We start from the raw sequence: 26,341 nt of genomic DNA on the forward strand, positions 1-26,341 counted from the left end.
CGCCGCCCAGTCGATGGCGGCGCCCTCGCTCAGATGCCCCGCGAAAGCGGCCACGTGGGCGCCGTCCCGGCCGGGTCCCATCAGGACGAACCTGACCGTCTACACCGCAGCCCCCGACACCCCCTCCCACGACGCCCTGCGCCTGTTCGCCGGCTGGGCCGCCACCCTCGACGCCACCCCCAGCCACCCGCACGAGGATCAGCACCAGCACGGCCAGGACCGCGAGGAAAGGGTACAGAGACCGGCTGGTGTCCCTGCAGCTTCCCTCGACCCCGACGCTGTCCGGCAGAATCGACCGGAGTTGTCGGATCCGGGCCGCGTTGTTCGTAGCCAAGTTGAGCGGCCGCCCACGGGGGAGGCTGTCACGACCACAGGAGATACCGACTGATGCCGCACCCACAGGTCAAGATCCACCGCATGTTCGAGCTCATCGAGCCGATCGCCACCGTCACCTTCTCCGAGGGGCCGAACGAGGCGTTCCTGGCCCTCGGCATGCGTAACTACTGGGACGGATACTTCGCCGGCCGGGCAGCGCCGCTGGGCCTGGCGCCGGCCGCGGTGGTGCACGCGGTCTTCTACAACTTCGCCGACGGCGAGGTGGCGCGCCACATCCCCTGGGTCTGGGGGAAGACCACACCAGCGGAGGCGATCGCCGTGCGCGAGCGGGGCAGCGCCGCCGCGCTGCGGCAGATGATCGGGGAGCTTGCCGACTCCCCCGGTCTGGTGCGGGTCGCCGACCTCGTCACCCGAGCAGCGGTCAGCGCGCCGACCGAGGGCCGAGCACTGTACGCCGGACTCCGGGCGCTCGACGTGCCCGAGGAGCCGGTGGCCAGGCTCTGGCACGCGGCGACGCTGCTGCGGGAGCACCGCGGGGACGGCCACAACGCCGCCCTCGTCGCCCTCGGCATCGGCGGCACCGAAGCCCACGTCCTCATGGCTCTCTCCCTCGGCATGAGGGCGGAGGAGTTCGGCCGGATCCACCACCTGCCCACGGCACAGTTGGCCGCTGTCGTCGACGGCCTGCGCGGCCGCGGACTCGTGGACGACAACGGCGGGTTCACCGACGCCGGCCGGGAGACCAAAGAGCGGATCGAGGCCCTCACCGACGAGCTGGCGGCGCCGGCCTACGACGTGCTCAGCGCGGACGAGCTCGACGAGCTGGTCGCGGAGCTCGAGCCGATCGCCGCCGCGGCAGAGGCCGTCGACGACTGAGCGGGCACATGCGCGCGACGGCCCCGACCCCGCACCCCGCGCGGCAGAGCCGCCACCTGATCATCCAGACCGAGACATGGGGATGGAGCCTGGGCCGGTCACGCCCTCCTCGCACGCGGAATCACCGTGCTCGCGATCTTCCTCCGCCACGAGCGCCGTCTCGGACGCGGAAACGGAGCCGGCCGAACCGCCGGTGACGAGCACGGGGACACATACACCTTCAGAAGTCAAGAATGGAGACGAAGATCGTCAAATGCTATACAAGGGGAGATCGTCGGAAGCGCCGCGGCGGCGCCGGCGGAGAGGGAGTTACGTTGAACAGTCTGCTTGCCCTGGAACCCCGTGAAGCAGGAACGAACGTGCTGGAGCCGACCGTCGGCCTCCTCGAGACCGTCTGGGCACAGGACGGGCGGCTGCAGATCGACAGCACCTGGGACCAGGCAGGTGACAGCACCTGGGACCAGGCCGCCGACACCACCTGGCCGTAGGCGGCCGACAGCACCCGGCCCGCTGTCGAGGCCGTGCTGAACTTCCTGGGGAAAGAGGTCCGGCATGCTCTTCCGCCGTGATGGCGTCAATGTCTGAGGCGTCGCCAAGGGACTCCGAAGCCATCGAGCGAATCGTCGGAGAGCATGTCCGGACCGGCCATCGCATACGCGTCGGACCGACCTGGCTGACGGTGTGTCCCGATGGTGTCCCGCTGCTCGAACATGGCTGGAAACTGCATGTCTCCTCTCGGTCGGCAACCTATTCGGAGCTGGTCGAGAGGCTCGTTCCCCTGCTTGTGGCCGAGGGGTGCGTGTTCAAGCTCGCCCGCTCGCACCAGGTCCTCGACCGGCTGAACAACGGCTACAGTGCCCCGGCGAGCGTCGGCAAGGCGTTCACGATCTACCCGGACCAGCGGCGTGTCCGTGAGCTGGGCCTGCGACTGGCCGGACTCCTGCGTGGCCATCTGGGGCCGCGGGTGCTCAGCGATCGGCGGGTGGACCAGGACTCTCCGGTGTATTACCGCTACGGCCCCTTCAAGAGGGTCGACCCGGACGCCGAGGGACGATTCGTCGCCCGGATCGACGGACCCGGCGGGGAAGAGTTCGAGGGGCGCGCCGGCCTGCGCTACGAGCAGCCGGCCTGGGTCGTCGATCCGTTCACCGGCCTGCGCCCGGGTGAGGAGAGCGCTCCGGAGGAGCCGGCGATTCTCGGCCACCACTACCGGGCTGTCGCGGTGATCTTCGAATCCGCGCGGGGCAACGTCTGTCGGGCCGTCGATCAGCGCGACGGGACGAGCGTCGTCGTCAAGCAGGCCCGCGCCCTGGTGGGCGAGACCGCGACCTCGGGCGACATCCGCATGCGGCTGCGCAACGAGCGCCGTGTCCTGCAGGCGCTCAAGGACTGCCCCGGTGTCCCGCGATTCCTGGATCACTTCCGGCACGGCCAGGACGAGTTCCTGGTGACGTCCGACGCCGGCCCGGTCAACCTCGCTGAGGACATCGCCCGGAACGGCCCGTACCCGATCGACGCGCATCCTGGCACCGGAGGTCGGCGTCGCCTCGAAACGCTCGGCGGGCGACTCGCGCGGATACTTCTCGATCTCCATGCGCGCGGCGTCGTCATGCGCGACCTCGCACCGAAGAACGTGGTGATCGACGGTGACCGGGTCAGCGTCGTCGACTTCGGCGTGGCCTGCTACGACGGCCTGCACCTCCCCGGCGGGACGCATGGCTACGCGCCGGCGCGGCAGCGGCGCAACGAGCCGCCACGAGACACCGACGACCTTCACGCCCTCGCCATGACGCTGCTGTTCGCGACGTGGCACATGCGGCCGGTCACGCTGGAGGACGACTCCGATCTGCCCCGCGAGCGCGCGCTCCAGGCCATCCGGTCCGCCCACGGCGAGGAGCCGACCGGGATGATCGGCATCATCGCGGACCTGCTCGGCGACGAGCACGCCGCCAGAACCGCACTGCGGCGGCTCGCGGCGGAGGAGATCCCGAGCGGCCCCACCGAGGTCCGGCGCACCGAGAGAGGGCTCACCGAGATCCGGCGCGCCGACAGTGGCCGCGCCGAGGACCGGCGCACCACCGAGGACAGGACGCGACGGTTCCGGCGCCTGCCCGCGCCCCCGGACGTCACCCCCGAACTCGCCGCGGACATCGCCCGAAGCGTTCTCGCCGACGTGCTCGCCCAGACTCGCCGTGTCCTGGCCGACCCATCGGCAACCGCCTACGGCGCAGACGTCCACGCCGGGACGGCGGGCATCGGCCTCGAACTGCTGGAACATCTGGGCGAGCCTGGTGTCGCCGACTGCGTCCACGAGCTGGCCGCCGTCACCGTCCGTGCCATGCCTACGCGCCCGCGGCCCGGCCTGTTTCGCGGCCGGACCGGGATCGACGTCTTCCTGATGCGGGCGCGCGAGCGCGGCATCGCGCTGCCCGACGAGTATCTCGGTCCGTACGTGCCGGGCACGGAGTGGACCCCGGACGGGCTCGGCCTGCTCACCGGGGCCGCCGGGGTGGGGCTCGGCCACCTGTTGCTGGCGCGGCACGACACCGACCCGGCCCATCTCGCCCTCGTCCGGCGATGCGCGGAATTCGTCATGGACGGCGACGCCCCCGGCTCGAAGGCCGACGGTGACCCGCCGCGCGACTGGGCGGCCGTCGACTCGTCCATGGGGCCGGCGCACGGGCTCGCGGGCACCATCGAGTTGCTGATCAGCGCCGGTACGCGTGTCGGAGACCATCGTCTGCTGGCGGAGGCCGTCAAACGCACCGAACGGCTGGCCGAACACGCCGGAACATGGGCACGGCAGGCGCGCGAACGATCCGCGCCGGCGCTCGCCCTCTCCTGGTGCCGGGGGCCGGCCGGCATCGTGCCCACGCTGCTCCACGCAGGGACGGCGTTCGGCGATCCGGCGCCGACCCGGCTCGCCGGGGACATCGGCACAGCGGTGGAGCTCTTCCTGCACCGGATCGACGTACTCGACCAGTGCTGCGGCGCGGCCGGCATCGGCAACGCGCTCATCGACATCGCCGTCTCCGACGGGGATCCACGGCGCTGGGACGCGGCACGCGCCGTCGCCGTGCAGATGCTGCTGCGCAGCGCCGGCCCGGCCGACCACCCCGTCTTCGTCAAGGATCCGAACGAGGACGGAGCCGTCTCGCTGATGACCGGGCTGGCCGGAATCCTGGGCTTCTTCCGCCGCCTCGCCCGGCGGGGCGGCGAGACGCCCGTTCTCCTCCCCGTCGCGACGCCTTGAGCGCCACCGGACGCCCTAGGCGAAGGACCTCGAAGATCTGTCCCAGTTCCGGCCAAGGAGACATCTTGCACGCTCCCGACCTCCGTACCTCTGGAAGTCTCGCGGAAGACGAGCCGCGCGACCGCCGAGGAGCCGAAGACCCCCAGGAGGATCGTCTCGGTCCTCGCACCGGCGACGCGATCGGGGACATGCTGCGCGATGCCTACCGGGCATCCCTGACCTCGGACGCCGCCCCCGTCCTCCAGATCGTGGAACGCGACGACGGACTGGTGAAGTCCCTTCCCGTCGCGCCCTGGCTCGCACCGATCGAGCAGTGGCCGGACGAGCAACGCCGGGCACTGGATCTGCTCAGGGGCAAGGTCCTGGACATCGGCGCCGGCGGAGGACGAGCCGCGCGCGCGCTGCTCGACCGGGGCCACGCCGTCACCGCGATCGACATCTCCCCCGGCGCGCTCGACGTGTGCAGGCGGCAAGGGATCCGGTCAGCCGTCCTCGGCACGGTCGACGAACACGCCGCGACGGGGGCGCGTTACGACAGCTTCCTGCTCCTGGGCGCCAACCTCGGCCTGCTGGAGAGCCGCGAGCGGGCACCGCAGTTCCTGCGGGCTCTGGCCGCGATGGCCGCACCCGGCGCCGTGATCGTCGGCCAGGGCAACAACAGGACCGACTCCGACGATCCACTACAGCTGCCCTACAACGAACGAAACCTACGGGCAGGCCGCATCGCCGGGCAGCGAACCATGCGGATCCGCTATCGCGACGTGGCGACACCCTGGTTCCACTACCTGTGCCTGGCACCACGCGAGCTCGCCGAACTCGCCTCCGGCACGGGCTGGGAACTCACCGACGCCACGTATGACGAGAACTCGACGGCCGACTACATCGCCACCCTCCGCCGAGAAGGCCGAGAGGGCTGAGGAGAGGACTGACCGGCGGGATGTGGCACCCCGCCGGTCAGCCGCGGCTCAGGAGGTGGGGGCGAGGACCTTCGGCTCCTCCGCCTTCGGCTCGGCCGGGCGGCGCCGCATGCGCTCCTTGGCCCGCTCGACCATCACGTACAGCGTCGGCACGAGCACCAGCGTCAGGAGCGTGCTGGTGATCAGGCCGCCGATGACCACGATCGCCAGCGGCTGCGAGATGAACCCGCCCGACCCCGTCACGCCCAGCGCCATCGGCGTCAGCGCGCAGATCGTGGCCACCGCCGTCATGAGGATCGGCCGCAGGCGGCGCCGGCCGCCCTCGATGACCGCCTCGACGATGCCCAGGCCCTGATCGCGGTACTGGTTGATCAGGTCGATGAGCACGATCGCGTTGGTCACCACGATGCCGATCAGCATCAGCATGCCGATCAGCGCCGGCACGCCCAACGCGGTGCCGGTGGCCACCAGCAGGCCGACGGCGCCGGTCGCGGCGAACGGGATCGACACCAGCAGGATGAGCGGCTGGGCGAAGCTGCGGAACGTCGCCACCATGATCAGGAAGACGATCGCGATGGCCGCCAGCATCGCCATGCCCAGGTCGGAGAACGCCTCCTGCTGGTCGGCCGACGCGCCGCCGATCTTGTACGTGGCGCCGCCGGACAGGTTCAGCTTCTTCAGGCGGGTGTCCAGCGTCTGCGTGAGGCTGCCCAGGTCGCTGCTCGTGGTCTTGGCGGACACGGTCGCCGAGCGGTCGCCGTCGATGCGGGTGACCTGCGTCGGCCCGGCCACCTGCTCCACCTCGGCCACCGACGACAGCTTGACCAGGCCGGCGGCGGTGGGCAGCTTCAGGTCCTCGATCGCCTTGACGTCGTCGGGGGCGTCACCGGTGCGCAGCACCAGGTCGCTGGCCCGACCGTCGAGCGTGAGCTGGCCGAGGGAAGCGCCGCGGAAGGCCTGCGCCACGCTCTGGCCGATCTGCGCCTCCGTCAGGCCCTTGGCCGCGGCCTTCTCACGGTCCACCCGCACGTCCACGCGGGGCGCGCTGGCCTCCAGGTTGGAGGTGACGTCCCGTAGCCCGGTCACCTCGCCCATGGCCGCCTTGACCTGGTCGGCCGCCGAGCGCAGCGCCGCGCTGTCGGGCGCCTGCACGATCACGTCCACCGTGTCGGAGGAGAAGCCGCCGCCCGAGCCGCCGATGCGCACCTCGCCGACGTCCTTCATGCCGGCCAGCCGGTCGCGCAGCGCCTGCTCCACCTTGGGGGTGTCGGTGTTCTCGGCCAGGGTCAGGGAGTACGAGGCCCGGTCTGCGCCGGCGGCTCCGCCGAAGCCGCCCTGCAGCGCGTTGCCGCCGCCCACCGTCACCTGGTACGACTCGACGCCGTCCAGGCCGGTCAGCACGCCCTCGACCTTCTTGGCCGCCGCGTCGGTGGTGGCCAGGTCGGTGCCGACGGGCATCCGCTGGGTCACCGAGACCGTGTTCTGGCCGGAGGAGTCGAGGAAGTTCGTCTCCAGCCGGCTCGTCAGGCCCATCGTGCCGATGAACACCGCCACCCCGACGAGCACGGTCACCAGCTTGTAGCGCGTCGCGAACCGCAGCACCGGCAGGTAGGCGCGCTGCAGCGGGCTGCGCAGCTCCTTGGCCTCGGCCTCCTCACGCTGGATGCGCGCCTGCTCGGGCGTCAGGTCGGGCGCCTTGAGGAACCAGTACGCCAGCACCGGGATCACCGTCAGCGACACCAGCAGCGAGGCGAGCAGCGCCACCGCCACCGTGATCGCGAACGGCCCGAACAGCTCGCCCACCATGCCGCCGACCACCGCGATCGGCGCGAACACCGCCACCGTCGTCAGCGTCGAGGCCGTCACCGCGCCCGACACCTCCCGGACCGCCGACAGGATCGCCCGCAGCTTGGGCTCGCCGTAGCCGAGGTGGCGCTTGATGTTCTCCAGGACGACGATCGAGTCGTCGACCACCCGGCCGACCGCGATGGTCAGCGCGCCGAGCGTCAGCATGTTCAGCGAGTAGTCGCCGGCCCACAACGCGATCAGCGCGATGACCACCGACAGCGGGATCGACACCGCGGTCACCAGCGTGGACCGGATCGACAGCAGGAACACCAGGATGACCAGCACCGCGAACGCCAGGCCGAGCAGGCCCTCGGTGGTGAGGTTCTCGATCGACTCCTGCACGTACGGCGCCTGGTCGAAGACCACCTCGACCGCTGTGTCGGAGGAGTCGCCGAGCGCCTTGGTCATCTCGGGCAGCTTCTCGCGTACGTCGCCCGAGATGCTCACCGCGTTGCCGTCGGGCGCCATCGTCACCGACACGCCGAGGCTGGTCTTGCCGTTGGTACGGGTGATCGAGGTCGGTTCGGCCAGGCCCCGCTCCACGGTGGCGACGTCACCCAGCTTCACCGGCTTCAACGCCTTGACCACCGGCTGCGCCTGCGCCGTCTGCGGCCGGCCCGACTGCGGCTGCCCGCTCTGGGGCTGGCCGCTCTGGGGCTGGCCGGCGCTCTGCGGCTGACCGGTCTGGGGGCGGCTCGCCTGCGGCTGCGCGGTGGAGGGGGCCTGCGGCTGGGCGGGCGTCAGGTAGAGGGCCTTCAGCTTCGCCACCGAGTCGACCCGGGCGCCCACCTGCACGGTCAGTGACCTGCCGTCCGAGGTGAGCGTCCCGGCCGGGACCGGCGTGCCGTTGGCCCTCAGCACGTCGGGGATCTGCGTGGCCGACACCCCGGCCTTCGCCATCTTGCCCAGGTCCGGGGTGATCGTCACGACCTCGTCCCGGGTGCCGGTGACGGTCGCCTCCCGCACACCCTTGACGCCCTGCAACTCCGGCAGCATGACCTGGCGCAGCTTGTCGGCCATCGCCCGTGAGTCGCCGCCGTCGCCCACCGCCAGCACCATCACCGGGATGTCGTCGGTGTTCCCGGCTCCGACCTGAGGCTCGACCCCGGACGGCAGCTGGGACTGCACCCGGCTGACCGCCTGCTGCATCTTGTTCAACGACGCCTCGACGTCCGTGCCGTAGGCGAAGGCGACCTGGATCTGCGCCAGGCCCTCCTTCGACGTCGAGGTCATCTGCTCCATGCCGTCGAGCCCCTGGAAGGCGTCCTCCAGGGGCTCGGTGACCTGGTCCTCCACGATCTCCGGGGACGCCCCGGGATAGGAGGCCATCACGAAGGCGCCGGGGAAGGCCAGGGACGGCAGCAACTGCTGTTTCAACTGCGGAATCGTGAACGCGCCGAATGCGCTGAGCACGACCGCGACCAGGATGACAAGGGTGCGGTTGGCGAGGCTCAACCGGGCGAATGCGGTCATGAGGGGTCCCTCCAAGTGTTCGCCCCGAGACTAACACTTCGCCCCATGCGAATATTTAGGACAAGACGAGCTTCCTGATAGGCTTCTCAGGAAGCGAAGAGGTGAGAGTGGACGACGAACGCGAAGACCTGATCCGCCGGATCACGGAGACCCAACGGGGCCTCGGGCGGGCCTTCGCCCGGCACCAGTCTCCGCTGTTCACCTCCAACCTGACGATGCGCCAGCTCAAGGTCGTCATGGTCCTGGCCGTCCACGGCTCCGCCTCGGGCCAGGAGCTCGCCCACGACCTCGGCGTGGGCCTCGGCACGGTCACCGGCATCGTCGACCGCCTCGTCGCCCAGGGGCTGGTCAGCCGGCACGAGGACCCCCACGACCGGCGCGTGCGCCGGGTCGAGCTGACCGCCGAGGGCGCCGACCTCATCGGGCGCATCCAGGACGCCGGCATGCAGCACTACCGGCGGGTCATGGAGCACCTCGACACCGGCACGCTACGCACCCTCGACACGATTGTCCGCCGCATCAGGGACATCGCGGACGACCTGGAGAAGGAAGAGGAGCCGCGGGCTTCCGAGTAGACGCGCCGGGCCGCCCGGATGACGGCCCGGCGCCTTTACAAAGTAGATCTCACGCGTGGAGCCGGGACAGCACCGCCGGCAGGTCGCCCTCGTGGACGACCGTCAGCCGGCGCGTCGCCCGCGTCACCGCCACGTACAGGTCCTGGCCGCCCTTCGGCGACTGCGCCAGGATCCCCGCCGGGTCCACCACCACGACCGCGTCGAACTCCAGCCCTTTTGACTGGGTCACGGTCAGCGCCACCACCGCCTCCTCCAGGTCGTCGCCCGGGAACAGCGCCGCCACCCGCGCGTGCAGGGCGTCCGGGCAGATGACACCCGCCCGGCCCTCCCCGATCGCGGCCAGCTCCTCCGCCACCAGCGCCGGCAGCTCGGCGATCCCGCACCGCACCGCCCGCGGCTCGTCGCCGCCCTCGCGTACCGACTCGGGCGGCTCCTCCCCCGGCGCCACGGAGCGCAGCACGTCGGCCGCCACCCGCATGATCTCCACCGGCGTCCGGTAGTTGACGAGCAGCCGCTCCTCCCGCCAGCGGCCCTTCAGGTGCGGGTCCAGCACCCCGGCCCAGGACGCGGCGCCCGCCGCCGAGCCGGTCTGCGCGATGTCGCCCACGATCGTCAGCGACTTGGCCGGGACCCGCCGCATCACCATCCGCCAGGCCATCGCCGACAGCTCCTGCGCCTCGTCCACGATCACGTGCCCGTAGGCCCAGGCGCGGTCGGCCACCGCCCGCTCGGCCGTGGTCAGCTCCTCGCCGCCGTCGGCGTGCCGGCCGGCGAGCACGTCGGCCCGCTCGAAGACGCCCTCCTCCAGCAGGCCCGTGGACTCCAGCACCTCGCGGGCGTACAGCTCCTGCTCCTCCCACTGCGCGCCGGCGGCGCGGGCGGCGGCACGGGCGGCGGAGTCGTCCTCGCCCAGCAGCTCGGCGGCCTCGTCCAGCAGCGGTACGTCGCCGACCGTCCACGGCGCGTCCGCCGGCCGGACGAGCACGGGCCAGTCCACCCCCGACGGGCACACCTCCCACAGCGTGTCGGAGGAGGACAGCAGCTCGGAGATCAGCCGCTGGGGCGTCAGCTCCGGCCAGAGCCCGTCGATCGCCTCGCGCACCGGCGGCTCCTGCCACAGCCGCCGGGCGGCCAGCTCCACGTCCAGCTCGTCCAGGTCGCCCTCCAGGTCGAGCGGCTCGGCCAGCTCCGGGTCCTCCAGCTCCATCTCGGGCAGGCGCAGCGACTCCTCCACCGCCCGCGCCTCGGCCCGCGCGAGCTCCTTGAGCAGCTCGGTGACGAACAACTTGCGCGCCATGTTGTGCCGCAGCCGCACCGCGCGCGCCCGGTCGCGCAGCCGTACGCAGGTCTCGTGCGGCACCCGCAGCGTCAGCCCGTCGAGCGGCACCTCCAGGTCGCCGCGGGGAACGCGCTGGCGGGCGCGCACCGCCGCCTCCACCACCTCGGCCATCCGCGCGTCGCCCTTGACCACGGCCGCGGCCGGGTCGTCGGCCGCCACCGCCCGCACGCCGGGGAACAGCTCGCCCAGCGTCGCCATCACCACCTGCGTCTCGCCCAGCGACGGCAGCACCTGGCCGATGTAGCGCAGGAACATCGCGTTCGGCCCGATCACCAGCACGCCGCGCCGCTCCAGCGTGTCGCGGTGGGTGTAGAGCAGGTACGCGGCCCGGTGCAGCGCCGCGACGGTCTTGCCGGTGCCGGGACCGCCCTGCACCACCAGCGCGCCCTGCAGCGACGAGCGGATCACCCGGTCCTGCTCGGTCTGGATCGTGGCCACCACGTCGCCCATCCGGCCCGTGCGCCCCCGCCGCAGGGCCGCCAGCAGCGCCGCCTCGCCGACCAGCGTGCGCCGGTCGCCGTCGCTCATCCGCTCCAGGTCGAACACCTCGTCGTCCAGGCCCACGACCGTACGGTCCTTCAGATGCAGATGGCGGCGGCGCAGCAGGCCGTCGGGGTCGCCGGCCGTGGCCACGTAGAAGGGGCGGGCGGCCGGGGCGCGCCAGTCGATCAGCACCGACTCGTGCTCGGCGTCGCGCAGCCCGATCCGGCCCACGTACAGGGTCCGGCCGGACACGTGGTCGATCCGGCCGAAGCACAGGCCGCGCTCCACGGCCCGCAGCCTGGCCAGCCGCCGCGTCTGCTCGGCGGCCACCACCTCACGCTCCACCCGCGCCTGCCGGGTGCCGCCGGTCCCGCCGCCCAGGTGCGCCGTCCGCAGCGCCGCCTCCGCCCGCGAACGGGCCTCGTCGAGGTGGCCGTAGAGCACTGAAACAGTCGCCTGTTCCTTGTCAAGGGCTTCCGCAAGAGCATCTTGACGCTGACTCATGCCGTGGTATACTCCTATCGGGAGTGCTGTGAAGCGCCGCTCGTGTTGTGTCGAGCATGCGAGCCTAACCCTCCTCCGCGGCCTGCCGCAACCTCCCAGGTCACCGGCGTGTTCTCACGGCACGACGAGCGGTTCCGCCGCGTAGGCCCGGTGCAGCACCTCCACGAAGGACGGCGCGGCGGGCAGGGACACGGACCCGATCCGGCTCAGCGCCACCCCCGGCGTCCACGAGTTCATGACCACGCCCCCGGCCAGCGACGCGAGGCCGGCGAGCGTGACCTCCTCCACCCGCTGGGCGACGCCGAGACGGTCGAGCCGCCGGCGGACGATCGCCATCGTGGTCCCGCCCAGCATCTCCGCCTCGGGCCACACCACGGCGTCGCCGTCCCAGAAGGCCAGGTTCCAGATCGACCCCTCACTGAGCCGGCCCCGGCGGTCGACGAAGGCGGCGTCGTCGAAGCCCTCCCGGGCGGCCCGGCGCATGAAGTACGTCTTGGCCACCTCGCCCACGTGCTTCACGGCCGGCAGGACCCGCTCGTACTCCACCGCCGCCAGCGTCAGCGGGCCGCGCGGGCCCGGCGACGCCGGCCCGGTACGGACCAGCACCTCAGGCTCACCGCCGTCCCCGGCCGCGGTGAACTCGCCCGCCGGCGAGTACACCGTGGCCGTCAGCGAGACGTCGGCCGGGCCCGCCGCCAGGGCCGCCCGCAGATAGGACCGCACCCGGTCGTCGGGCACCGCCCGGCCGAACAACTCCTTCGAGGCGTACCGCAGCCGCTCCAGATGGAGGTCGAGGCCCCGGACCCGCCCGTCGCGTACCTGCATGGCGGTGAAGTGCGCGTAACCCGCGAAGGCCAGCGGCGACAGCTCCTCGGCGGTGGCCGCCCGGCCGTTGCGGTGAACGACGAAAGACGTCATGTGTCACTCCTGACGTACGGAATCTTCGCTTTCGCGATGACGTTAGGGCCTGACATCGATGCGAAGGTCAACCTGAGATGGGAGCGGATCGCATGCTGATCGGGGAGCTGTCCCGGCGAACCGGGGTCAGCGCACGGTTGCTGCGGTACTACGAGGCGCAGGGCCTGCTCGACGCCGGGCGCGCCCCGAACGGGTACCGCGACTACGACGAGGACTCCGTGGTCACCGTGCGCCAGATCCGTGCCCTGCTCGACGCGGGCCTGTCCACCGAGGTGATCCGCTCGGTGCTGCCGTGCGTCCGGGGCGAGAGGCCGGAGTTCGACTGGTGCGCGGACCTGTGGGACATCCTGAACGGGGAGCTGGCGGCGATGGACGAGGACATCGCCGCCCTCCAGCACAGCCGCGGCGCCCTCGCCGGCCTTCTGACGCGCCCCTGACCCGCCTCCCCTCACCCCTGCCCGCATGCCGCGACCCGTGGCGGCATCACGGAGGCGGAGACCGCCGCCCTCGGCGCGGTACGGGCCCTGACCACCCCCCGGTCTCGGCTGCGCTGCTCGGCCAGACGATCGTCGTCATGGGCGAGCAGACGAGCCAGGAGGGGGTCAGGGGGACTTGTGCCGCTGGTAGTAGCGGGCGACGCGGGCGCGGTTGCCGCAGCGGGCGGCCGAGCACCACCGGCGGCGGGGGTGCGCGGGCAGGAACAGCATGACGCAGTCGTCGGCCTCGCACTCGCGGACGCGCCCGGCCGCCGGGTCCGCCAGCAGGCCGGCGGCGGCCTCAGCGAGCCACGCCGCCAGGCGGTCGCCGAGCGGGCCGGTGCGCCGGCGCGCCGCCGTGATGCACGTGCCGTCCCAGGTCAGCTCACTGGTCGCGGGCGCGGCGCGCTGCGCCGCGTTCAGCCCTTGCAGGGCGGCGGCGGGTGGCCGCTCGCCCCGGCGGACGTGGTCGATCGCGGCCGCCACGTGCTCCCGTACGGCGTGAACGGCCGCCACGTCGCCGGCGGTGAGCCGCTCCCACGCCCCGGCGGGCGGGTCGTGCGCGTCCTGGACCCCTGAGCCGGCGAGCCGGTCGGCCTGCAGGGCCAGCCAGGCGGCGAGGTCGTCCGGGGTCGCCAGCAGGTCGGCCGGGCCGTCGGCCAGGCATGGGCGGGTGTTCACCAGGTCCAGGGCCAGCGGCTCACCCGTCAGGGGCACCACATCACTCATGCCACTAATGGTACATCTTCCGATTGACGCATTAGTATGCTCTCCGCTACAACTAATGCATCATCCTGCTAAGGAGGCATGTGAAATGACGTTCCCCGTGGTCACCCGTGTCGTCCACCGCCGTGTCGACGTGGACGGCGTGGAGGTCTTCTACCGGGAGTCGCTCCCCGGGCGGCCCGACGCGCCGGTGCTGCTGCTGTTGCACGGGTTCCCGTCGGCGTCGCACCAGTTCCGGCGGCTGATCGACGTCCTGGGCGGCCGCTATCGGCTGATCGCGCCGGACTACCCCGGCTTCGGGCACACCCGTGCCCCCGAGGGCTTCCGCTACAGCTTCGACCGGCTTGCCGACATCACCGAGGGTTTCGTGCGCGAGCTCGGGTTGTCGCGGTTCGTCATGTACGTCTTCGACTTCGGCGCCCCGGTCGGCTTCCGCCTGGCCGAGCGCCACCCCGAGTGGATCGCCGGGCTGGTCGTGCAGAACGGCAACGCCTACGAGGAGGGCCTGTCGCAGGGCGCCCGCGACTTCGTGGCGCTGCGGCCGGAGGTCGAGGGCGACGAGGAGACCGTACGCGGCCTGCTCACGGTGGAGGGGACGCGCGGCCAGTACGAGACGGGCACCAGCGACCCCGAGCTGCTCTCCCCCGACGGCTGGACCCTCGACCAGCACTTCCTCGACCTGCCCGGACGCAAGGAGGCGCAGGTGGCGCTGGCCTTCGACTACCACTCCAACGTGGAGCGCTACCCGGCCTGGCAGGCGTGGCTGCGCGAGCACACGCCGCCCGCGCTCATCGTCTGGGGCCGCCACGACCCGTTCTTCCCCGAGCCCGGCGCCCACGCCTACCTGCGCGACCTGCCCGGCGCCGAGCTGCACGTCTTCGACACCGGCCACTTCGCCCTGGAGGAGAACCTGCCGGAGATCGCCCCGCTCATCGCGGCCTTCCTCGACCGCTCATGGACCTGATCGGCCGGGCACCCGCACCGGACATCCACCGGGTGCCGTCGCCGGACATCAACCGGGCACCCTCACCGGGCATCCTCACCGGGCACCGTCTCCGGCGGATCGGCCGGGCACCCGCACCGGGGATCACTTGCGGCGGAACTGCCGCACACCCAGTCCCTCATGCCAGGCGTCGATGACCACCTCGTCGCCCTCCACCCGAGTCCACGCCACCTCCGTCAGCTCCACCCGGAACAGGTGCGAGCCGGTGCCCGGCAGCTCGAACGCCGCCACCACCTTCTCATCGGTGATCTCCACGGCCCTGCCCGCCAGCTTCACATCCCCCTCCCACTCCGGCGCCGCCCCGCCCTCCCCGGTGGAGGGCTCGTCGGCGGACGCCTTTACGGCGGAGGACTCCGCCACGGACGCCTCCCCCGCTGTGGGCTCTCCCGCGGGAGGCTCGGGGGCGGGTGAAGTCGTGTGGATCGCCAGCCGAGGGTCGCGCCGCAGGTCGAGCGCCTTGACCGCCCCCGCCATCGACCCCAGCCACAGCTCGCCGTCGCGGAAGTCGGTCTCGGTGCCGCTGACCCGCGGCGAGCCGTCCTTGCGCAGCGTCGCCAGCACCTTGTGCCGGTACTTCTCCATCAGCGCCCGTGTGACCTTCGCCAGCTCGGGCGCCTGCCTCTCGAACTCCTGCCATGAAGCCATGACGCCATCATGGCCGAGCCCACTGACAGAATCGGGCCAGGCCACGCGGTCCCAGCCCCGGGCTCAGGCCGGTAGCCGGTCCGTCCGCGCGGCGTCCCGCGCCGGCGTGGCGCTGCGCGGAAGGGCGAGGTACGACAGGCCCAGCCCGGCGAGGCTCAGCAGCGCGCCCGCCAGCCCGGTCCAGCGCAGCGCGCCCGCCGACACGATGGCGCCGCCGATCATCGAGCCCATGACCCAGCCCAGATTGAACGCCCCGACGTTGAACGACACCGCCAGCGCCGGCGCGGCCGAGGCGTGCCGCAGCAGCAGCCCCTGGAGCGGCGCGATGGTGGCCGTGGAGAGCAGCCCGAGCGCCACCACGGCGACGACGGCGGCCGGCTTCCACGCCACCGCGAACGGAACCACCGCCAGCACCCCGGCCAGACCGCCCAGCACCCCGCGCACGGTCCCGGACAGCGACCGGTCGGTCAGCCGCCCGGCCGCCGCGTTCCCCGCCAGGCTGCCCGCCCCGTACGCCAGCAGCAGGCCGGACATCTGAGCCGTGCTGAACCCCGCCACCTCCGTGAGCAGCGGCGCGATGTAGGTGAACACCGTGGCCACACCCGCGAACCCGACGGCGGTCGTGACGATGATCAGCGGCACGGGCCGCCGCGCCACCACCCGCAGCTCGTCACGGACCCGCGCGCCCTCGGCGGCCTGGCGGGGCAGCAACAGCCCGAGCAGGGCCGCCCCGGCCACGGCCAGCACCGCCAGCGCGCCGAACGGGAAGCGCCAGCCCGCGTCCTGACCGAGCAGCACGCCCACCGGCACCCCGGCCAGCGTCGCCACCGCGAACCCGGAGGCGACCGCGGCGATGGCCGAGCCGGTCCGCTCGGCGGGCGCCACGCGGGCCGCCGTCAGCAGCGCCAGCGTGAGGAACGCGGCATGGCTGAGCGACGAGAGCACCCGGCCGGCGATGAGGATCTCGTACGAGGGCGCCAGGGCGCAGATCGCGCTGCCCGCCGCGAACAGCAGCATCAGACCCTGCGCCAGCCCCTTGCGCGGCAGCCGCACGGTCAGGGCGGTGACGACGGGGCCGCCGATCACCACGCCCAGCGCGTAGGCGGTGACCGCCTGCCCGGCGAGACCGACGGTGACGTCCAGATCGGCCGCGACCTGCGGGAGCAGTCCGGCGATGAGCGACTCGGCGGTCCCGACCACGAACACGCACACGAACAACGCCGCGAGGACGATATGACTCTTTCGCATGAGTCCGGAGGCTAGAGTCTCACATGCATGTGAGAGTCAAGCGACGTGAAGGAGGTCACATGCGGATCGGGGAGCTGGCAAGACGCACGGGGGTGAGCGTGCGGCTGCTGCGCTACTACGAGGAGCAGGGCCTCCTGCTGCCGATCCGCCGGGCGAGCGGTTACCGCGAGTACCGCGACCAGGACGTCGCCGTGGTGGGCCGCATCCGCAGCCTGCTCGCCGCCGGCCTCGGCACGTCGGCCATCGCCGCGGTGCTGCCGTGCGTGGAGCAGGACGGCCCGCGCCTGGTGCCGACCTGCCCCGACCTGCTCGCCCGGCTACGCAGTGAGCGCGAGCGGATCTCCGCGGCGATCGAGGACCTGAACGCCTCGCGCGCCATGCTCGACACGGTCATCGCGTCGGCCCCGCCGCACGTCACCGGCACGGCCACTCCCACCGGCGGTCCCGCTCCCGTCCCCACGGCCGGAGCCTGAGCCGTTCACCAGCACGGTCACTCGGCTGCGGCGGCGCGGTCGGCGACCGGGCGGCGGCGCAGGCCGGCGTCCGTCAGCGTCCGCGGCCGCCACACCCCGTCCGCCTGGTAGAGGTCCGTGCCGGGCGGCACGATCGCGTCGATCCGGTCCAGCGTCTCGTCGTCCAAGGCCAGCGACGCCCCCTTGAGCAGCGACTCCAGCTGCTCCATCGTCCGCGGGCCGATGATCACCGAGGTGACGGCCGGATGCGCCACCGGGAACGCCACCGCCAGCTCCGGCAACGAGCAGCCGATGCTCTCGGCCACGGCCGTCAGCTCCTCGACGGCGTCGTACTTGGCCGCGTTGCCCGGGAGCGACGGGTCGAACCGGGCCGGCGTGCGAGCGGCCCGGCCCGTGGACAGGTCCACCGGCCGGTCCTTGCGGTACTTGCCGGTCAGGAAGCCCGAGGCCAGCGGCGACCAGGTCAGCACACCCATGCCGTACCTCTGGCAGAGCGGCAGCACCGACGTCTCCACGCCCCGGCGCACCAGCGAGTACGGCGGCTGCTCGGTCCTGAACCGCATGAGGCCGCGCCGCTCGGCGACGTGGTGGGACTCGACGATCTCCTCGGCCGGGAACGTCGAGCAGCCGAACGCGCGGATCTTGCCCTCCCGCACCAGGTCGGTCAGCGCCCACAGCGTCTCCTCCAGGTCCGTCCGGTGGTCGAACCGGTGGACCTGGTAGAGGTCGATCCAGTCGGTGCCCAGGCGGCGCAGGCTGTTCTCGACCTCCTGGACGATCCAGCGGCGCGAGGCGCCGCCGCGGTTCGGGCCCTCCCCCATCGGGAAGTACACCTTGCTCGCCAGCACCACGTCGTCGCGGCGGCCCTTCAGTGCCTTGCCGACGATCTCCTCGGACTCGCCCGCCGAGTACATGTCGGCGGTGTCGACGAAGTTCACGCCACGGTCGAGCGCGGCATGCACGATGCGGACGCAGTCGTCGTGGTCGGGGTTGCCGGCGGCGCCGAACATCATGGCGCCCAGGCAGTGGACGCTCACCTCGATGCCGGTGCCCCCGAGAACGCGGTAACGCATGGACGTGCCCCCTGTGCGGTCGGAAACGCTTACCGGCCGGCGCCTGACGCGGCCGGGACACCTGGCACGCTAGTCCCTGGAGTCGGCTCCAGGTCAACCCGCCGGACTCTCGACCACCCCGACCACGTCCGAGACGCCGATCGTCCCGCCGCCGTCGGCGTCCCGGTGGGAACGGGAGTCGAGGGAGACGTCGCGGTTGTCGCCCATGATCCATGCTCGGCCCGGCGGAACCTGCGCGTCGAAGTCCAAGGAGGAGGCCGGAGACGCGGCCACGTACGGTTCGTCCAGCGGCTTGCCGTCCAGTTCCAGCCGGCCGTGTGCGTCGCAGCACTTCACCGTGCTGCCGGGTGTGCCGATGACCCGCGCGACGTACATGCCCTCCGGATCGGAGTCACCGTCGGACCAACTCGGGGGCCGGTGGTAGACGATGACGTCCCCGACGTGCGGGACGTACCCGTCGCCGACCCGCCGCGCCGTCAGGCGTGCACCTTTCTTGATCGTCGGCTCCATGGAAGTGCCGGCCATCGTGAGGTGGAGCCCGCTGAGGACGTCCAGGTCCACGGACGCGCAGCCGCCGACCGGGACCAGGAGGAGCATCAGGAACAGGAACGCCGAGTGTGGACGGATCATCAGGACATTGTCCACGGATGTCGAGCTGAAGATCCACTTTCAGGCGGACGGTGGTGCGGGTCGGCCGCGCCCGTACTTCTTGTGCACCGCCTGCTTGCTCACGCCGATCACGTCGGCGATCTGCGCCCACGGGAGCCCGGCGACCCTGGCCCTGCGCACCTGGACCACCTCCATGCGCTCGATCTCGTGGCGCAGCGCCGTGGTGGCCCGCAGCGCCAGCAGCGACCTGCCCGGAGGTCTGCGGCCCTCCTGCGGTAGTGCTGGGACTACCGGCGTTTCTCGCCTCAGCGCCCGTGTGCCAAGATCCCCGCGCCGGTTGGATCGAGGCATGACATCGACAGATATGGTCCAGTTGTGGTCGGTGAGCAGGGTGTACGGCTCCGGCGACCAGGCGGTGACAGCGCTGGACGCCGTGACCACCGGATTCGCGCCGGGCACCTTCACCGCGGTGATGGGCCCGTCCGGCTCGGGCAAGTCCACCTTGCTGCACTGCGCCGCCGGGCTGGACCGGCCCAGCGACGGAAAGGTCGTCATCGACGGCACTGACCTCGGCACGCTGACGGAGAACGAGCTGACACTGCTGCGCCGCGCGCGGGTCGGGTTCGTCTTCCAGTCCTTCAACCTGGTCTCGGCTCTGACCGCGGAGCAGAACGTCGCCCTCCCGCTCCGCCTGGCGGGGCGCCGGCCCGGCGTGGAGCAGGTGCGTGCGGCGCTGGCCGAGGTGGGGCTGGCCGAGCGGGCCAGGCATCGGCCCAGTGAGCTGTCCGGCGGCCAGCAGCAGCGCGTGGCGATCGCCCGCGCGCTCGTCACGAAGCCCGCGGTGATCTTCGCCGACGAGCCGACCGGCGCTCTGGACACCACGACCTCCCGATCCGTGCTGAAGCTGCTGCGCGGGATCGTGGATCTCCACGGTCAGACCGTGATCATGGTGACGCACGATCCGGTCGCGGCCGCGTACGCCCACCGGGTGCTGTTCCTGGCCGACGGCCGGGTGGTGGACGAGCTCACCGGCGGCTCGGGGCCGGAGACCATCGCGGCGCGGATGGCGGGCCTGGAGGCGGCGGCATGCTGAAGCGAGGCAAGAAGCATGTCGCAGCGTGGCAGGTCCAGGGCGCGACAGGCCGCGGGGGGCGCGGTGGCGGTTCACTCGCCCTGGCCTGGGATCTGGCGCGCGGCCGCTGGGGCAGCCTGGTCGGCACCTTCCTCGCGCTCGGCCTGGCGGTCGGCATCCTCTCCATGACGGGACTGGTCTTCGCCTCCGCCCAACCTCAGGTTCCCGCCCGGTACGCGGGGGCGGCCGTCCTGGTCAAGACACCCTCCACCGGCGGAGAGGTGAACGGCTTGTTCTACCCGGACAAGCCCTGGCCACCGGAGCAGGTGCGGTCCCTGGCCGAGCGGCTCGGCCGGATCCCGGGTGTGGCGGCGGCCGTGCCCGACCGGACCTTCTACGCCCAGGCGGTCATCGGCGGCAAGCCCGTCGCGGGTGACACCCAGGGATACCTGTGGCCCAGCGTCGCGCTCGCACCGTACCGGCTGGCCGCGGGCAGGCCCCCGGCCGGCCCCGGTGAGGTCGTCGTGAGCCGCGCGCTCGGGCTGGCACCCGGCCGGCAGGTGACCGTACTCACCGCCGACGGACCGGCGTCCTACTCGGTGTCCGGCACGGTCGCGGGCCCCGGCTACTACTTCGCCCAGGCGCGGGCCGGTGGGGTGCGGGTCGTCGGGCTGGTGGCCGAAGCCGGTGCAGACGTCGCGGCGATCAAGCGTGCGGCCCGGGCCGTCGTCGGCGCCAAGGGGCTGGTCCTGAGCGGTGCGGCCAGATCGGCGACCGAACCTGTGGCGGACGTTCAGACACGGTGGTTCGGCTACCAGCTCCTCAGCGGCATGGCGATCCTGGTGGCGTTCACGGCTGTGTTCATCGTGGCCTCCACCTTCGCGTTCGGCGTCGCGCAGCGGCGCAGGGAGCTGGGGCTGCTGCGGACGGTGGGCGCGACCCCGCGCCAGATGCGCGCCCTGATGCACGGCGAGGCGCTGGTGATCGGCGTGGCAGCCGCCGCGGCCGGGGTCGCTGTCGGTACGGCGTGCGCTCCCGGCTTCGGCCAGACCCTCGTCGATCTGGGATTCCAACCGCCGAGCTTCGCAGTGCAGATCCAGCTGTGGCCGATGCTGGCATGCTTCGCCGCCGGGCTGGCGGTGGCCCAGCTCGGCGTATGGGCGGCTTCGCGCCGGGCTGCGAAGGTGGCGCCACTGGAGGCGTTGCGCGAGGCCGCGGTGGACGAACGCCCGATGACCGCCGGCCGGTGGGCGTTCGGAGCGCTGTTCACCCTCCTGGGGGTGGTGCTCGGTGTCCTCATCGCCGGAGAGTCCGACAGCGTGATCCAGTACTCCTTCTACGCGGCGGGGTCGCTGATCGTCGGGTTGTCGCTGCTCGCACCGGCGGTCATCCCGCCGCTCGTGCGCGCCATGTCGTGGCCGGTTCGCAGCGGAGCGATCGGCATGCTGGTGCGCCAGGGCGCGCTGACCGCAGTGCGGCGCACCGCCTCGACAGCGGCGCCGGTGCTGGTCACGGTCGGTTTCGCGGTGCTGGTCACCGGGATGGTGGAGACCAACGTCGGGGCCAACGGGCTGCGCCGTGCCGCCGCGGTCCAGGCCGACTGGGTGCTCGCGCCGCAGGGCACACCGGGCCTCGCCGACGTCGCGGTCTCGGCCGCGGGAGGCTCATCCACGCTGCCGACCACCGTCTACACAGGCGACAGACCCTTCAGCGCGATCGGCGTGGCAGGCAGGAGCAAGGCGGACGTGATCGCCGGCGACCTGCGGGACCTGCGAGGCGGCCAGACGATGGCCGTGGCCGAGTGGGCCGCTCGCGAGCGCGGCTGGCGCGTCGGCACCGCCGCGCCGGTGACGTTCGAGGACGGGCAGAGCCTGCGGCTCACCGTGGTCGCGGTGCTCAACAAGGCCCCGGCCGACATCCTGCTGACCCGCCATGCTGTACGCGACCACGATCCATCAGCACTGACCGAGCCCGTCTACCTCTCCACCCCCACTGCTGTCCCGGCGGACACCGGAGCCGTCATCGAGAAGGTCACCGACCGGATGGCCGGCATCGAGGAACATGAGGACGAGCTGGTCTGGGTCTTCGTGCTCATCCTGGTCGGGCTGTCGGTGGGCTACAGCGCCATCTCCATCGCCAACACGCTGCTGATGGCCACCGCCAACCGGACAACCGATCTGCGCGTGCTGCGCCTTTCCGGCGCGACCACCGGCCAGGTGCTGCGGACCGTCGCCCTGGAGTCGACCCTGGTGGTCGCGATCGGCGCGCTGCTCGGCATCGCGGTGGCCGTGACGGCTCTGGTCGGCATCACCACAGGACTGACCAACATGATCGGCATGACCGTCGGCATGATCCTTCCATGGCCGATCATCGGCGCGGTCATCGGCATCTGCCTCCTGCTCGCCGTCGCCGCCTCGGTCATCCCAGCCAGAACCGCGCTACAGCCACCCCGCCCGTAGCGACGGCAACGCGCAGTCATGCACCACAAGGTGCACCGCTGCTGTCGGGTCGGCCCCACCGGTAGGCGGGGCTTGAGCAGCAACCGAACGGCCAGTGGCGCTGACGAGCCCGCGGGAGGGCGCTGTCGCCACTGGCCGTTCCGATGCGGGTGACCTGGCTAGTGGCACGGCTGGCCCTGGAACGCCGCCCGCGCCTCCTCGCGCCGGGCGCCGTCGAGGGCGGGCGTCTAATACTTGGCTAGCCACATATTTACTGCTACCGTGATTATGTGTCTAGCCACATAACGTGTGGCGCAACGTTAGGAGCTGTCATGAAGGCCATCGTTTTCGACCGTTTCGGCGGCCCGGAAGTGCTGCACGAGGCGGACATCGAGGTCCCGCAGCCCGGCCCCGGGCAGGTCCGTGTCCGGGTGAAGGCTGCCGGGCTGAACGCGCTGGACGGCAAGATCCGCTCCGGGATGCTGGAGGCCGTGTACCCGACGCGGTTCCCCTCCGTCCCCGGTCGCGAGCTCGCCGGCGTGGTCGACGCCCTGGGTGAGGGCGTGGAGGACGTGCAGGTCGGCGACGAGGTGCTGGGCTGGTCGGACACCGGCTCGTACGCCGAGTACGCGCTGGCCACCATCGTGGCCCCCAAGCCCGCCGCCCTCGACTGGCAGCACGCGGCCGCGCTGCCGGTGGCGGGTGAGACCGCCGAGCGGGTCCTGAACCTGCTCGGCGTCGCCGCCGGGGAGACCGTGCTGATGCACGGCGCGGCGGGAGCGGTCGGAACCCTGGCGGTTCAGCTCGCCACGGCCCGCGGAGCCCGTGTGATCGGCACCGCCGGCCCCGGGAATCAGGGCTATCTCGCCTCGCTCGGCGCCACCCCGACCGTGTACGGCGAGGGCCTGGTCGAGCGGGTCCGGGCGCTGGCCCCTGACGGCGTGGACGCGGTGTTCGACCTGGCCGGGAAGGGCGCCCTTGAGGACTCCATCACCCTGCGGGGCGGCACCGATCGCATCGTCACCATCGCCGACTTCCGCGCGCGGCAGCTCGGCGTCACCTTCGCCAGTGGTCCCGCGGATGCCTCTTCCGACCGCCTGGCCGCCCTGGCCAAGGACGCCGCGACCGGCAGGGTCGTCACCACCGTCACCGCCTATCCGCTCGGCCAGGCCGCCACGGCCCAGCAGGTCAGCGACGCCGGGCATGTCCGGGGCAAGCTCGTCCTCACCGTCGGCTGAGCGGCCGGCTGCACCGAGTACCCCACCTACACCGATTGAGGCACAGAACCATGCCCCACATCCCCACGACGGCCGGCAAAGGGCCGATGAGCTACGCGATCTTCCAGCTAGCCCGCGCCCACCGCGCCCACGCCGCCGCCCTGCTTCGCGCGATGGACCTGCATCCCGGACAGGAACTGCTGCTGATGCAGCTCTTCGACCGGGACGGGCAGACCCAGTCCGAGCTGCTCGAAAGCGTCGGCCTGGACCACTCCACCGTCTCCAAGTCCCTGCGCCGGATGCAGGACGCCGGCCTGGTCGTCCGCGAGCCGGCCGCACATGACCGGCGTGTCATGGTGGTCCACCTCACCGACAAGGGCCGTTCCATGCGCGAACCGATCGCAGCCCTGTGGCAGACCCTGGAGGAGACCTCCGCGCGGAACCTGTCGGAGCAGCAGGCGGAGTCCTTCGTCGACACCGCCTACGCCATCGCCGAGGCGCTCACCAGCCGCGCGCTTCCGCAAGAAGAATCCGAGTAACTCGGCCGATCTGCCGGCCGTCGGCACATCGAGAACGGCCGCACCACCCCGTCTCATCCGCCTTCGGCCTCGGCAACCAAGTCTCTCGCCTGACCTGACGGAAAGTGAAAACCCCATGACCGCCACCGGCTCCACCACCCTCCCCGTCCTCGTCGTCGGGGCGACCGGCTCTCTCGGGGGCAAGGTCGTCGACGAACTGCTCAAGCGCGGCAAGAACGTCCGCGCCCTGGTCCGGCCGGCCACCGACGCGAGCAGGCTCGAAAGCCGGGGCGTGGAGATCGCCCGCGGCGACATGCTCGACCTCGACTCGCTCGTCGCCGCCATGAACGGCGCCGATGCCGTCATCACCACCGCCGCCGGCTACACCCGCGGCGGCAGGAACGCGCATGACATCGACACTGTCGGCAACGCCAACCTCGCCGAGGCCGCCCATCGCGCCGGCATCCGACGGTTCGTCCTGACCAGCATCCTCACCAGCGACCAGACGCCCGATGTCCCACACTTCTGGCACAAGAAGCTCGCCGAGGACAAACTCGAACAGCTCGGCGTCCCGTTCGTCGCACTGCGCCCGGGGGCGTTCCTCGACCAGATCGCGAGCATGGCGGGCGACCCGATCGACAGGGGCCGCCTGATATGGATCGGCCAGTCCACCGTCCCGCTGACCTTCGTCCACACCTCCGATCTCGCGACGTACCTGGCAGCCGCGGTCGACGCCGAGGCCGACGACGGTGAGCGCGTCGACATCGGCTGGGACCGCCCGGTCAGCATGCGCGAGATAGCCGACCGGATGGGCAGCAGGGCCGGAAAGAAGATCAAGGTGTGGGCCGTTCCTTCCGCCGTCGCCCGCGCCGCGGGAGCCGTCGCCGGCCGCTTCATGCCGCTGATCAAGGACATGGCCGCGATGTTCGGCTGGTTCGACACCGGCCGCTACGTCGCCGACACGCGCCGCCAGGAGCAGCTGTTCGGCCCCGTCCCCACGGCCGATGACGTCCTCGCCCGGTACAGCGACGAGCTGGGCGCCGCACAGCACCGGTGACCGGCCCGCGTCCCGGCGCCTGCCCATGCCACCTCAGGCCGACGGGCTGTGGGAGGTCCTCGGGCGGTCTCGCGCCGAATAGGCTCGGACGCGTCACTCCACGCCGAACCCATCAGGGAGCCCCATAAGTGCTGATCATCGCTCAGGAGACGTCGTTCGACGAGGCCGAGGTGTTCGAGCTCTACGACTCGGTCGGCTGGCACCCGTGGACGCGCGACGTCGCCCGGGTGTGCCGGAGCTTGGCCAACTCGCACCTGGTCATCACCGCCAGGGACGAGTCGGGCAAGCTGCTCGGCCTGGCTCGGACGGTGTCCGACGACGAGATCGTCTGCTATGTGCAGGAGCTGCTGGTCAATGCCCGACACCACGGCAAGGGCATCGGCCGCCGGCTGCTGGAGCACCTCAAGGACCGGTACGCGCACTGCCGCTACTTCGTCCTCACCACCGACCACGAGTCCACCCCGGAAGGCCCCGCCAACCACGCCTTCTACCGCCGTCTCGACCTGATCGAGCACCACGAGCAGGGCCTGTCGGCCTTCGGCCTGCGGGTGCGCGACCCGCGGAGCCTCTAGACCCACTGACCTGTTCTCCGCACGTCAGTACGACCGCCCTGTGCCCCAGTAGCCAGGCGGCACGCCGACGACCGGCGCCTGCACTCCGTCGTCGACAGGGCCGACGTCGCCCGACACCGACCTGCTTCCCGAAGGTTACATATGGGCGGACCATCAGCTCGACGCTGAGGAGAGCGCACCACTCAGCACGAGCTGACGCCGATTCCCGTCCACTCCTCGGACCAGGAACGTCACCGCCTCCCTCGAGGCGGCAACCGCCGTCCGTACGGGAGGCAGTGGTGATGGTCCCGTCCACCGACAGCGGGATGAGCGCCGCGGCCCAGACGTCCTCCCGTGCCTCAGCGCCAGTTCGTGCGTGTGCGGGAACGACACGACGGCCGCCACGAGCGCGACCATGCGAATCCGCCCTCGGACACCGCCGCGGGTAGCGCGGCGGGTGCCGGGGTCAGCCGCGCCCGTACTTCTTGTGCACCGCCTGCTTGCTCACGCCGATCGCGTCGGCGATCTGCGCCCACGGGAGCCCGGCGACCCTGGCCCTGCGCACCTGGACCGCCTCCATGCGCTCGATCTCGTGGCGCAGTGCCGTGGTGGCCCGCAGCGCCAGCAGCGGATCGTCGTCCTGCGCCTGCCGCATGAGGGTAGCCAGGTCGTTCGTCATGCCCCAACGGTAGACGACCTGGAGCGGAACCGAT

24 protein-coding genes are annotated in these 26,341 nt (G+C 71.9%); 14 read left to right on the forward strand and 10 right to left on the reverse strand.

Annotated elements, in window-relative coordinates:
* Positions 1-387 precede the first annotated feature (387 nt).
* The 4 genes from AB0H64_RS17470 to AB0H64_RS17485 all read left to right on the forward strand — a co-directional run bounded on the left by AB0H64_RS17470 (position 388) and on the right by AB0H64_RS17485 (position 5,382).
* On the forward strand, positions 388-1,212 hold the full coding sequence (locus AB0H64_RS17470) for a hypothetical protein (RefSeq protein WP_357625114.1): 825 nt from the start codon (positions 388-390) through the stop codon (positions 1,210-1,212).
* Between the two features lie 314 nt (positions 1,213-1,526).
* A complete protein-coding gene (locus AB0H64_RS17475) occupies positions 1,527-1,700 on the forward strand; it encodes a hypothetical protein (protein WP_357625117.1) in 174 nt (57 codons plus the stop codon).
* A 311-nt stretch (positions 1,701-2,011) separates the two neighbouring features.
* Positions 2,012-4,465, forward strand: a complete 2,454-nt coding sequence (locus AB0H64_RS17480; RefSeq protein ID WP_357625120.1) for a lanthionine synthetase LanC family protein — start codon at positions 2,012-2,014, stop codon at positions 4,463-4,465.
* A gap of 65 nt (positions 4,466-4,530) precedes the next feature.
* Positions 4,531-5,382 carry a methyltransferase domain-containing protein gene (locus tag AB0H64_RS17485; RefSeq protein ID WP_357625122.1) on the forward strand — a complete coding sequence of 284 codons (852 nt, stop codon included), beginning with the start codon at positions 4,531-4,533 and terminating at the stop codon, positions 5,380-5,382.
* A gap of 48 nt (positions 5,383-5,430) precedes the next feature.
* Here AB0H64_RS17485 and AB0H64_RS17490 read toward each other — a convergent pair whose 3' ends face one another.
* Positions 5,431-8,703 (reverse strand): efflux RND transporter permease subunit, encoded by a 3,273-nt coding sequence (locus tag AB0H64_RS17490; RefSeq protein WP_357625125.1) that lies wholly within the window; start codon positions 8,701-8,703, stop codon positions 5,431-5,433.
* A 101-nt stretch (positions 8,704-8,804) separates the two neighbouring features.
* On the opposite strand from AB0H64_RS17490, the gene AB0H64_RS17495 reads away from it, so the two are divergent.
* Positions 8,805-9,278: a MarR family transcriptional regulator gene (locus tag AB0H64_RS17495; protein WP_357625127.1), complete on the forward strand. Its 474-nt coding sequence runs from the start codon at positions 8,805-8,807 to the stop codon at positions 9,276-9,278.
* A 49-nt stretch (positions 9,279-9,327) separates the two neighbouring features.
* Here the strand turns inward: AB0H64_RS17495 and AB0H64_RS17500 are convergent, their stop codons facing one another.
* Together AB0H64_RS17500 and AB0H64_RS17505 are read right to left on the reverse strand one after the other, a co-directional pair.
* Complete coding sequence (locus AB0H64_RS17500) at positions 9,328-11,604, reverse strand: ATP-binding domain-containing protein (protein ID WP_357625130.1); 2,277 nt, start codon at positions 11,602-11,604, stop codon at positions 9,328-9,330.
* Positions 11,605-11,718: 114 nt separating this feature from the next.
* Positions 11,719-12,522, reverse strand: a complete 804-nt coding sequence (locus AB0H64_RS17505) for an aminotransferase class IV family protein (RefSeq protein WP_357625132.1) — start codon at positions 12,520-12,522, stop codon at positions 11,719-11,721.
* 92 nt (positions 12,523-12,614) lie between these two features.
* Here AB0H64_RS17505 and AB0H64_RS17510 point away from each other — a divergent pair, with 92 nt between their 5' ends.
* On the forward strand, positions 12,615-12,959 hold the full coding sequence (locus AB0H64_RS17510) for a MerR family transcriptional regulator (protein WP_357625135.1): 345 nt from the start codon (positions 12,615-12,617) through the stop codon (positions 12,957-12,959).
* Positions 12,960-13,124: 165 nt separating this feature from the next.
* Here AB0H64_RS17510 and AB0H64_RS17515 read toward each other — a convergent pair whose 3' ends face one another.
* Positions 13,125-13,727 (reverse strand): CGNR zinc finger domain-containing protein, encoded by a 603-nt coding sequence (locus AB0H64_RS17515; RefSeq protein WP_357625138.1) that lies wholly within the window; start codon positions 13,725-13,727, stop codon positions 13,125-13,127.
* 85 nt (positions 13,728-13,812) lie between these two features.
* Between AB0H64_RS17515 and AB0H64_RS17520 the strand changes: the two genes are divergently transcribed.
* The gene (locus AB0H64_RS17520; RefSeq protein WP_357625141.1) at positions 13,813-14,688 is read left to right on the forward strand and encodes an alpha/beta hydrolase; all 876 of its coding nucleotides are present in this window, start codon (positions 13,813-13,815) and stop codon (positions 14,686-14,688) included.
* A 123-nt stretch (positions 14,689-14,811) separates the two neighbouring features.
* Here the strand turns inward: AB0H64_RS17520 and AB0H64_RS17525 are convergent, their stop codons facing one another.
* Together AB0H64_RS17525 and AB0H64_RS17530 are read right to left on the reverse strand one after the other, a co-directional pair.
* Positions 14,812-15,372: a pyridoxamine 5'-phosphate oxidase family protein gene (locus AB0H64_RS17525; protein WP_357625143.1), complete on the reverse strand. Its 561-nt coding sequence runs from the start codon at positions 15,370-15,372 to the stop codon at positions 14,812-14,814.
* 63 nt (positions 15,373-15,435) lie between these two features.
* Positions 15,436-16,620: an MFS transporter gene (locus AB0H64_RS17530; RefSeq protein ID WP_357625146.1), complete on the reverse strand. Its 1,185-nt coding sequence runs from the start codon at positions 16,618-16,620 to the stop codon at positions 15,436-15,438.
* Between the two features lie 59 nt (positions 16,621-16,679).
* Here AB0H64_RS17530 and AB0H64_RS17535 point away from each other — a divergent pair, with 59 nt between their 5' ends.
* Positions 16,680-17,093 carry a MerR family transcriptional regulator gene (locus tag AB0H64_RS17535; RefSeq protein WP_357625149.1) on the forward strand — a complete coding sequence of 138 codons (414 nt, stop codon included), beginning with the start codon at positions 16,680-16,682 and terminating at the stop codon, positions 17,091-17,093.
* Between the two features lie 17 nt (positions 17,094-17,110).
* Here the strand turns inward: AB0H64_RS17535 and AB0H64_RS17540 are convergent, their stop codons facing one another.
* The 3 genes from AB0H64_RS17540 to AB0H64_RS17550 form a co-directional block, all read right to left on the reverse strand.
* Entirely contained in the window at positions 17,111-18,166 is a 1,056-nt protein-coding gene (locus AB0H64_RS17540; RefSeq protein WP_357625152.1) for an aldo/keto reductase, read from the reverse strand.
* A 93-nt stretch (positions 18,167-18,259) separates the two neighbouring features.
* Positions 18,260-18,796 (reverse strand): signal peptidase I, encoded by a 537-nt coding sequence (lepB, locus tag AB0H64_RS17545; RefSeq protein WP_357625154.1) that lies wholly within the window; start codon positions 18,794-18,796, stop codon positions 18,260-18,262.
* 39 nt (positions 18,797-18,835) lie between these two features.
* A complete protein-coding gene (locus AB0H64_RS17550; RefSeq protein WP_357625726.1) occupies positions 18,836-19,018 on the reverse strand; it encodes a hypothetical protein in 183 nt (60 codons plus the stop codon).
* Between the two features lie 106 nt (positions 19,019-19,124).
* Between AB0H64_RS17550 and AB0H64_RS17555 the strand changes: the two genes are divergently transcribed.
* From AB0H64_RS17555 to AB0H64_RS17580, 6 genes are all read left to right on the forward strand, one after another.
* A complete protein-coding gene (locus AB0H64_RS17555; RefSeq protein ID WP_357625156.1) occupies positions 19,125-19,868 on the forward strand; it encodes an ABC transporter ATP-binding protein in 744 nt (247 codons plus the stop codon).
* Positions 19,862-22,306: an FtsX-like permease family protein gene (locus AB0H64_RS17560; RefSeq protein ID WP_357625159.1), complete on the forward strand. Its 2,445-nt coding sequence runs from the start codon at positions 19,862-19,864 to the stop codon at positions 22,304-22,306. Before AB0H64_RS17555 ends, AB0H64_RS17560 begins: the two co-directional genes overlap by 7 nt.
* Before the next feature lie 311 nt (positions 22,307-22,617).
* Complete coding sequence (locus tag AB0H64_RS17565; RefSeq protein WP_357625161.1) at positions 22,618-23,523, forward strand: NADP-dependent oxidoreductase; 906 nt, start codon at positions 22,618-22,620, stop codon at positions 23,521-23,523.
* 50 nt (positions 23,524-23,573) lie between these two features.
* Complete coding sequence (locus tag AB0H64_RS17570) at positions 23,574-24,041, forward strand: MarR family winged helix-turn-helix transcriptional regulator (RefSeq protein ID WP_357625164.1); 468 nt, start codon at positions 23,574-23,576, stop codon at positions 24,039-24,041.
* Positions 24,042-24,156: 115 nt separating this feature from the next.
* Entirely contained in the window at positions 24,157-25,077 is a 921-nt protein-coding gene (locus tag AB0H64_RS17575) for an SDR family oxidoreductase (RefSeq protein ID WP_357625167.1), read from the forward strand.
* Between the two features lie 128 nt (positions 25,078-25,205).
* Complete coding sequence (locus tag AB0H64_RS17580) at positions 25,206-25,649, forward strand: GNAT family N-acetyltransferase (protein WP_357625169.1); 444 nt, start codon at positions 25,206-25,208, stop codon at positions 25,647-25,649.
* A gap of 445 nt (positions 25,650-26,094) precedes the next feature.
* On the opposite strand, the gene AB0H64_RS17585 is transcribed toward AB0H64_RS17580, so the two are convergent.
* A complete protein-coding gene (locus AB0H64_RS17585) occupies positions 26,095-26,307 on the reverse strand; it encodes a hypothetical protein (protein WP_310717373.1) in 213 nt (70 codons plus the stop codon).
* Positions 26,308-26,341: the final 34 nt, after the last annotated feature.

It is taken from the genome of Nonomuraea sp. NPDC050733, from assembly GCF_040654215.1.
GTDB lineage: Bacteria > Actinomycetota > Actinomycetes > Streptosporangiales > Streptosporangiaceae > Nonomuraea.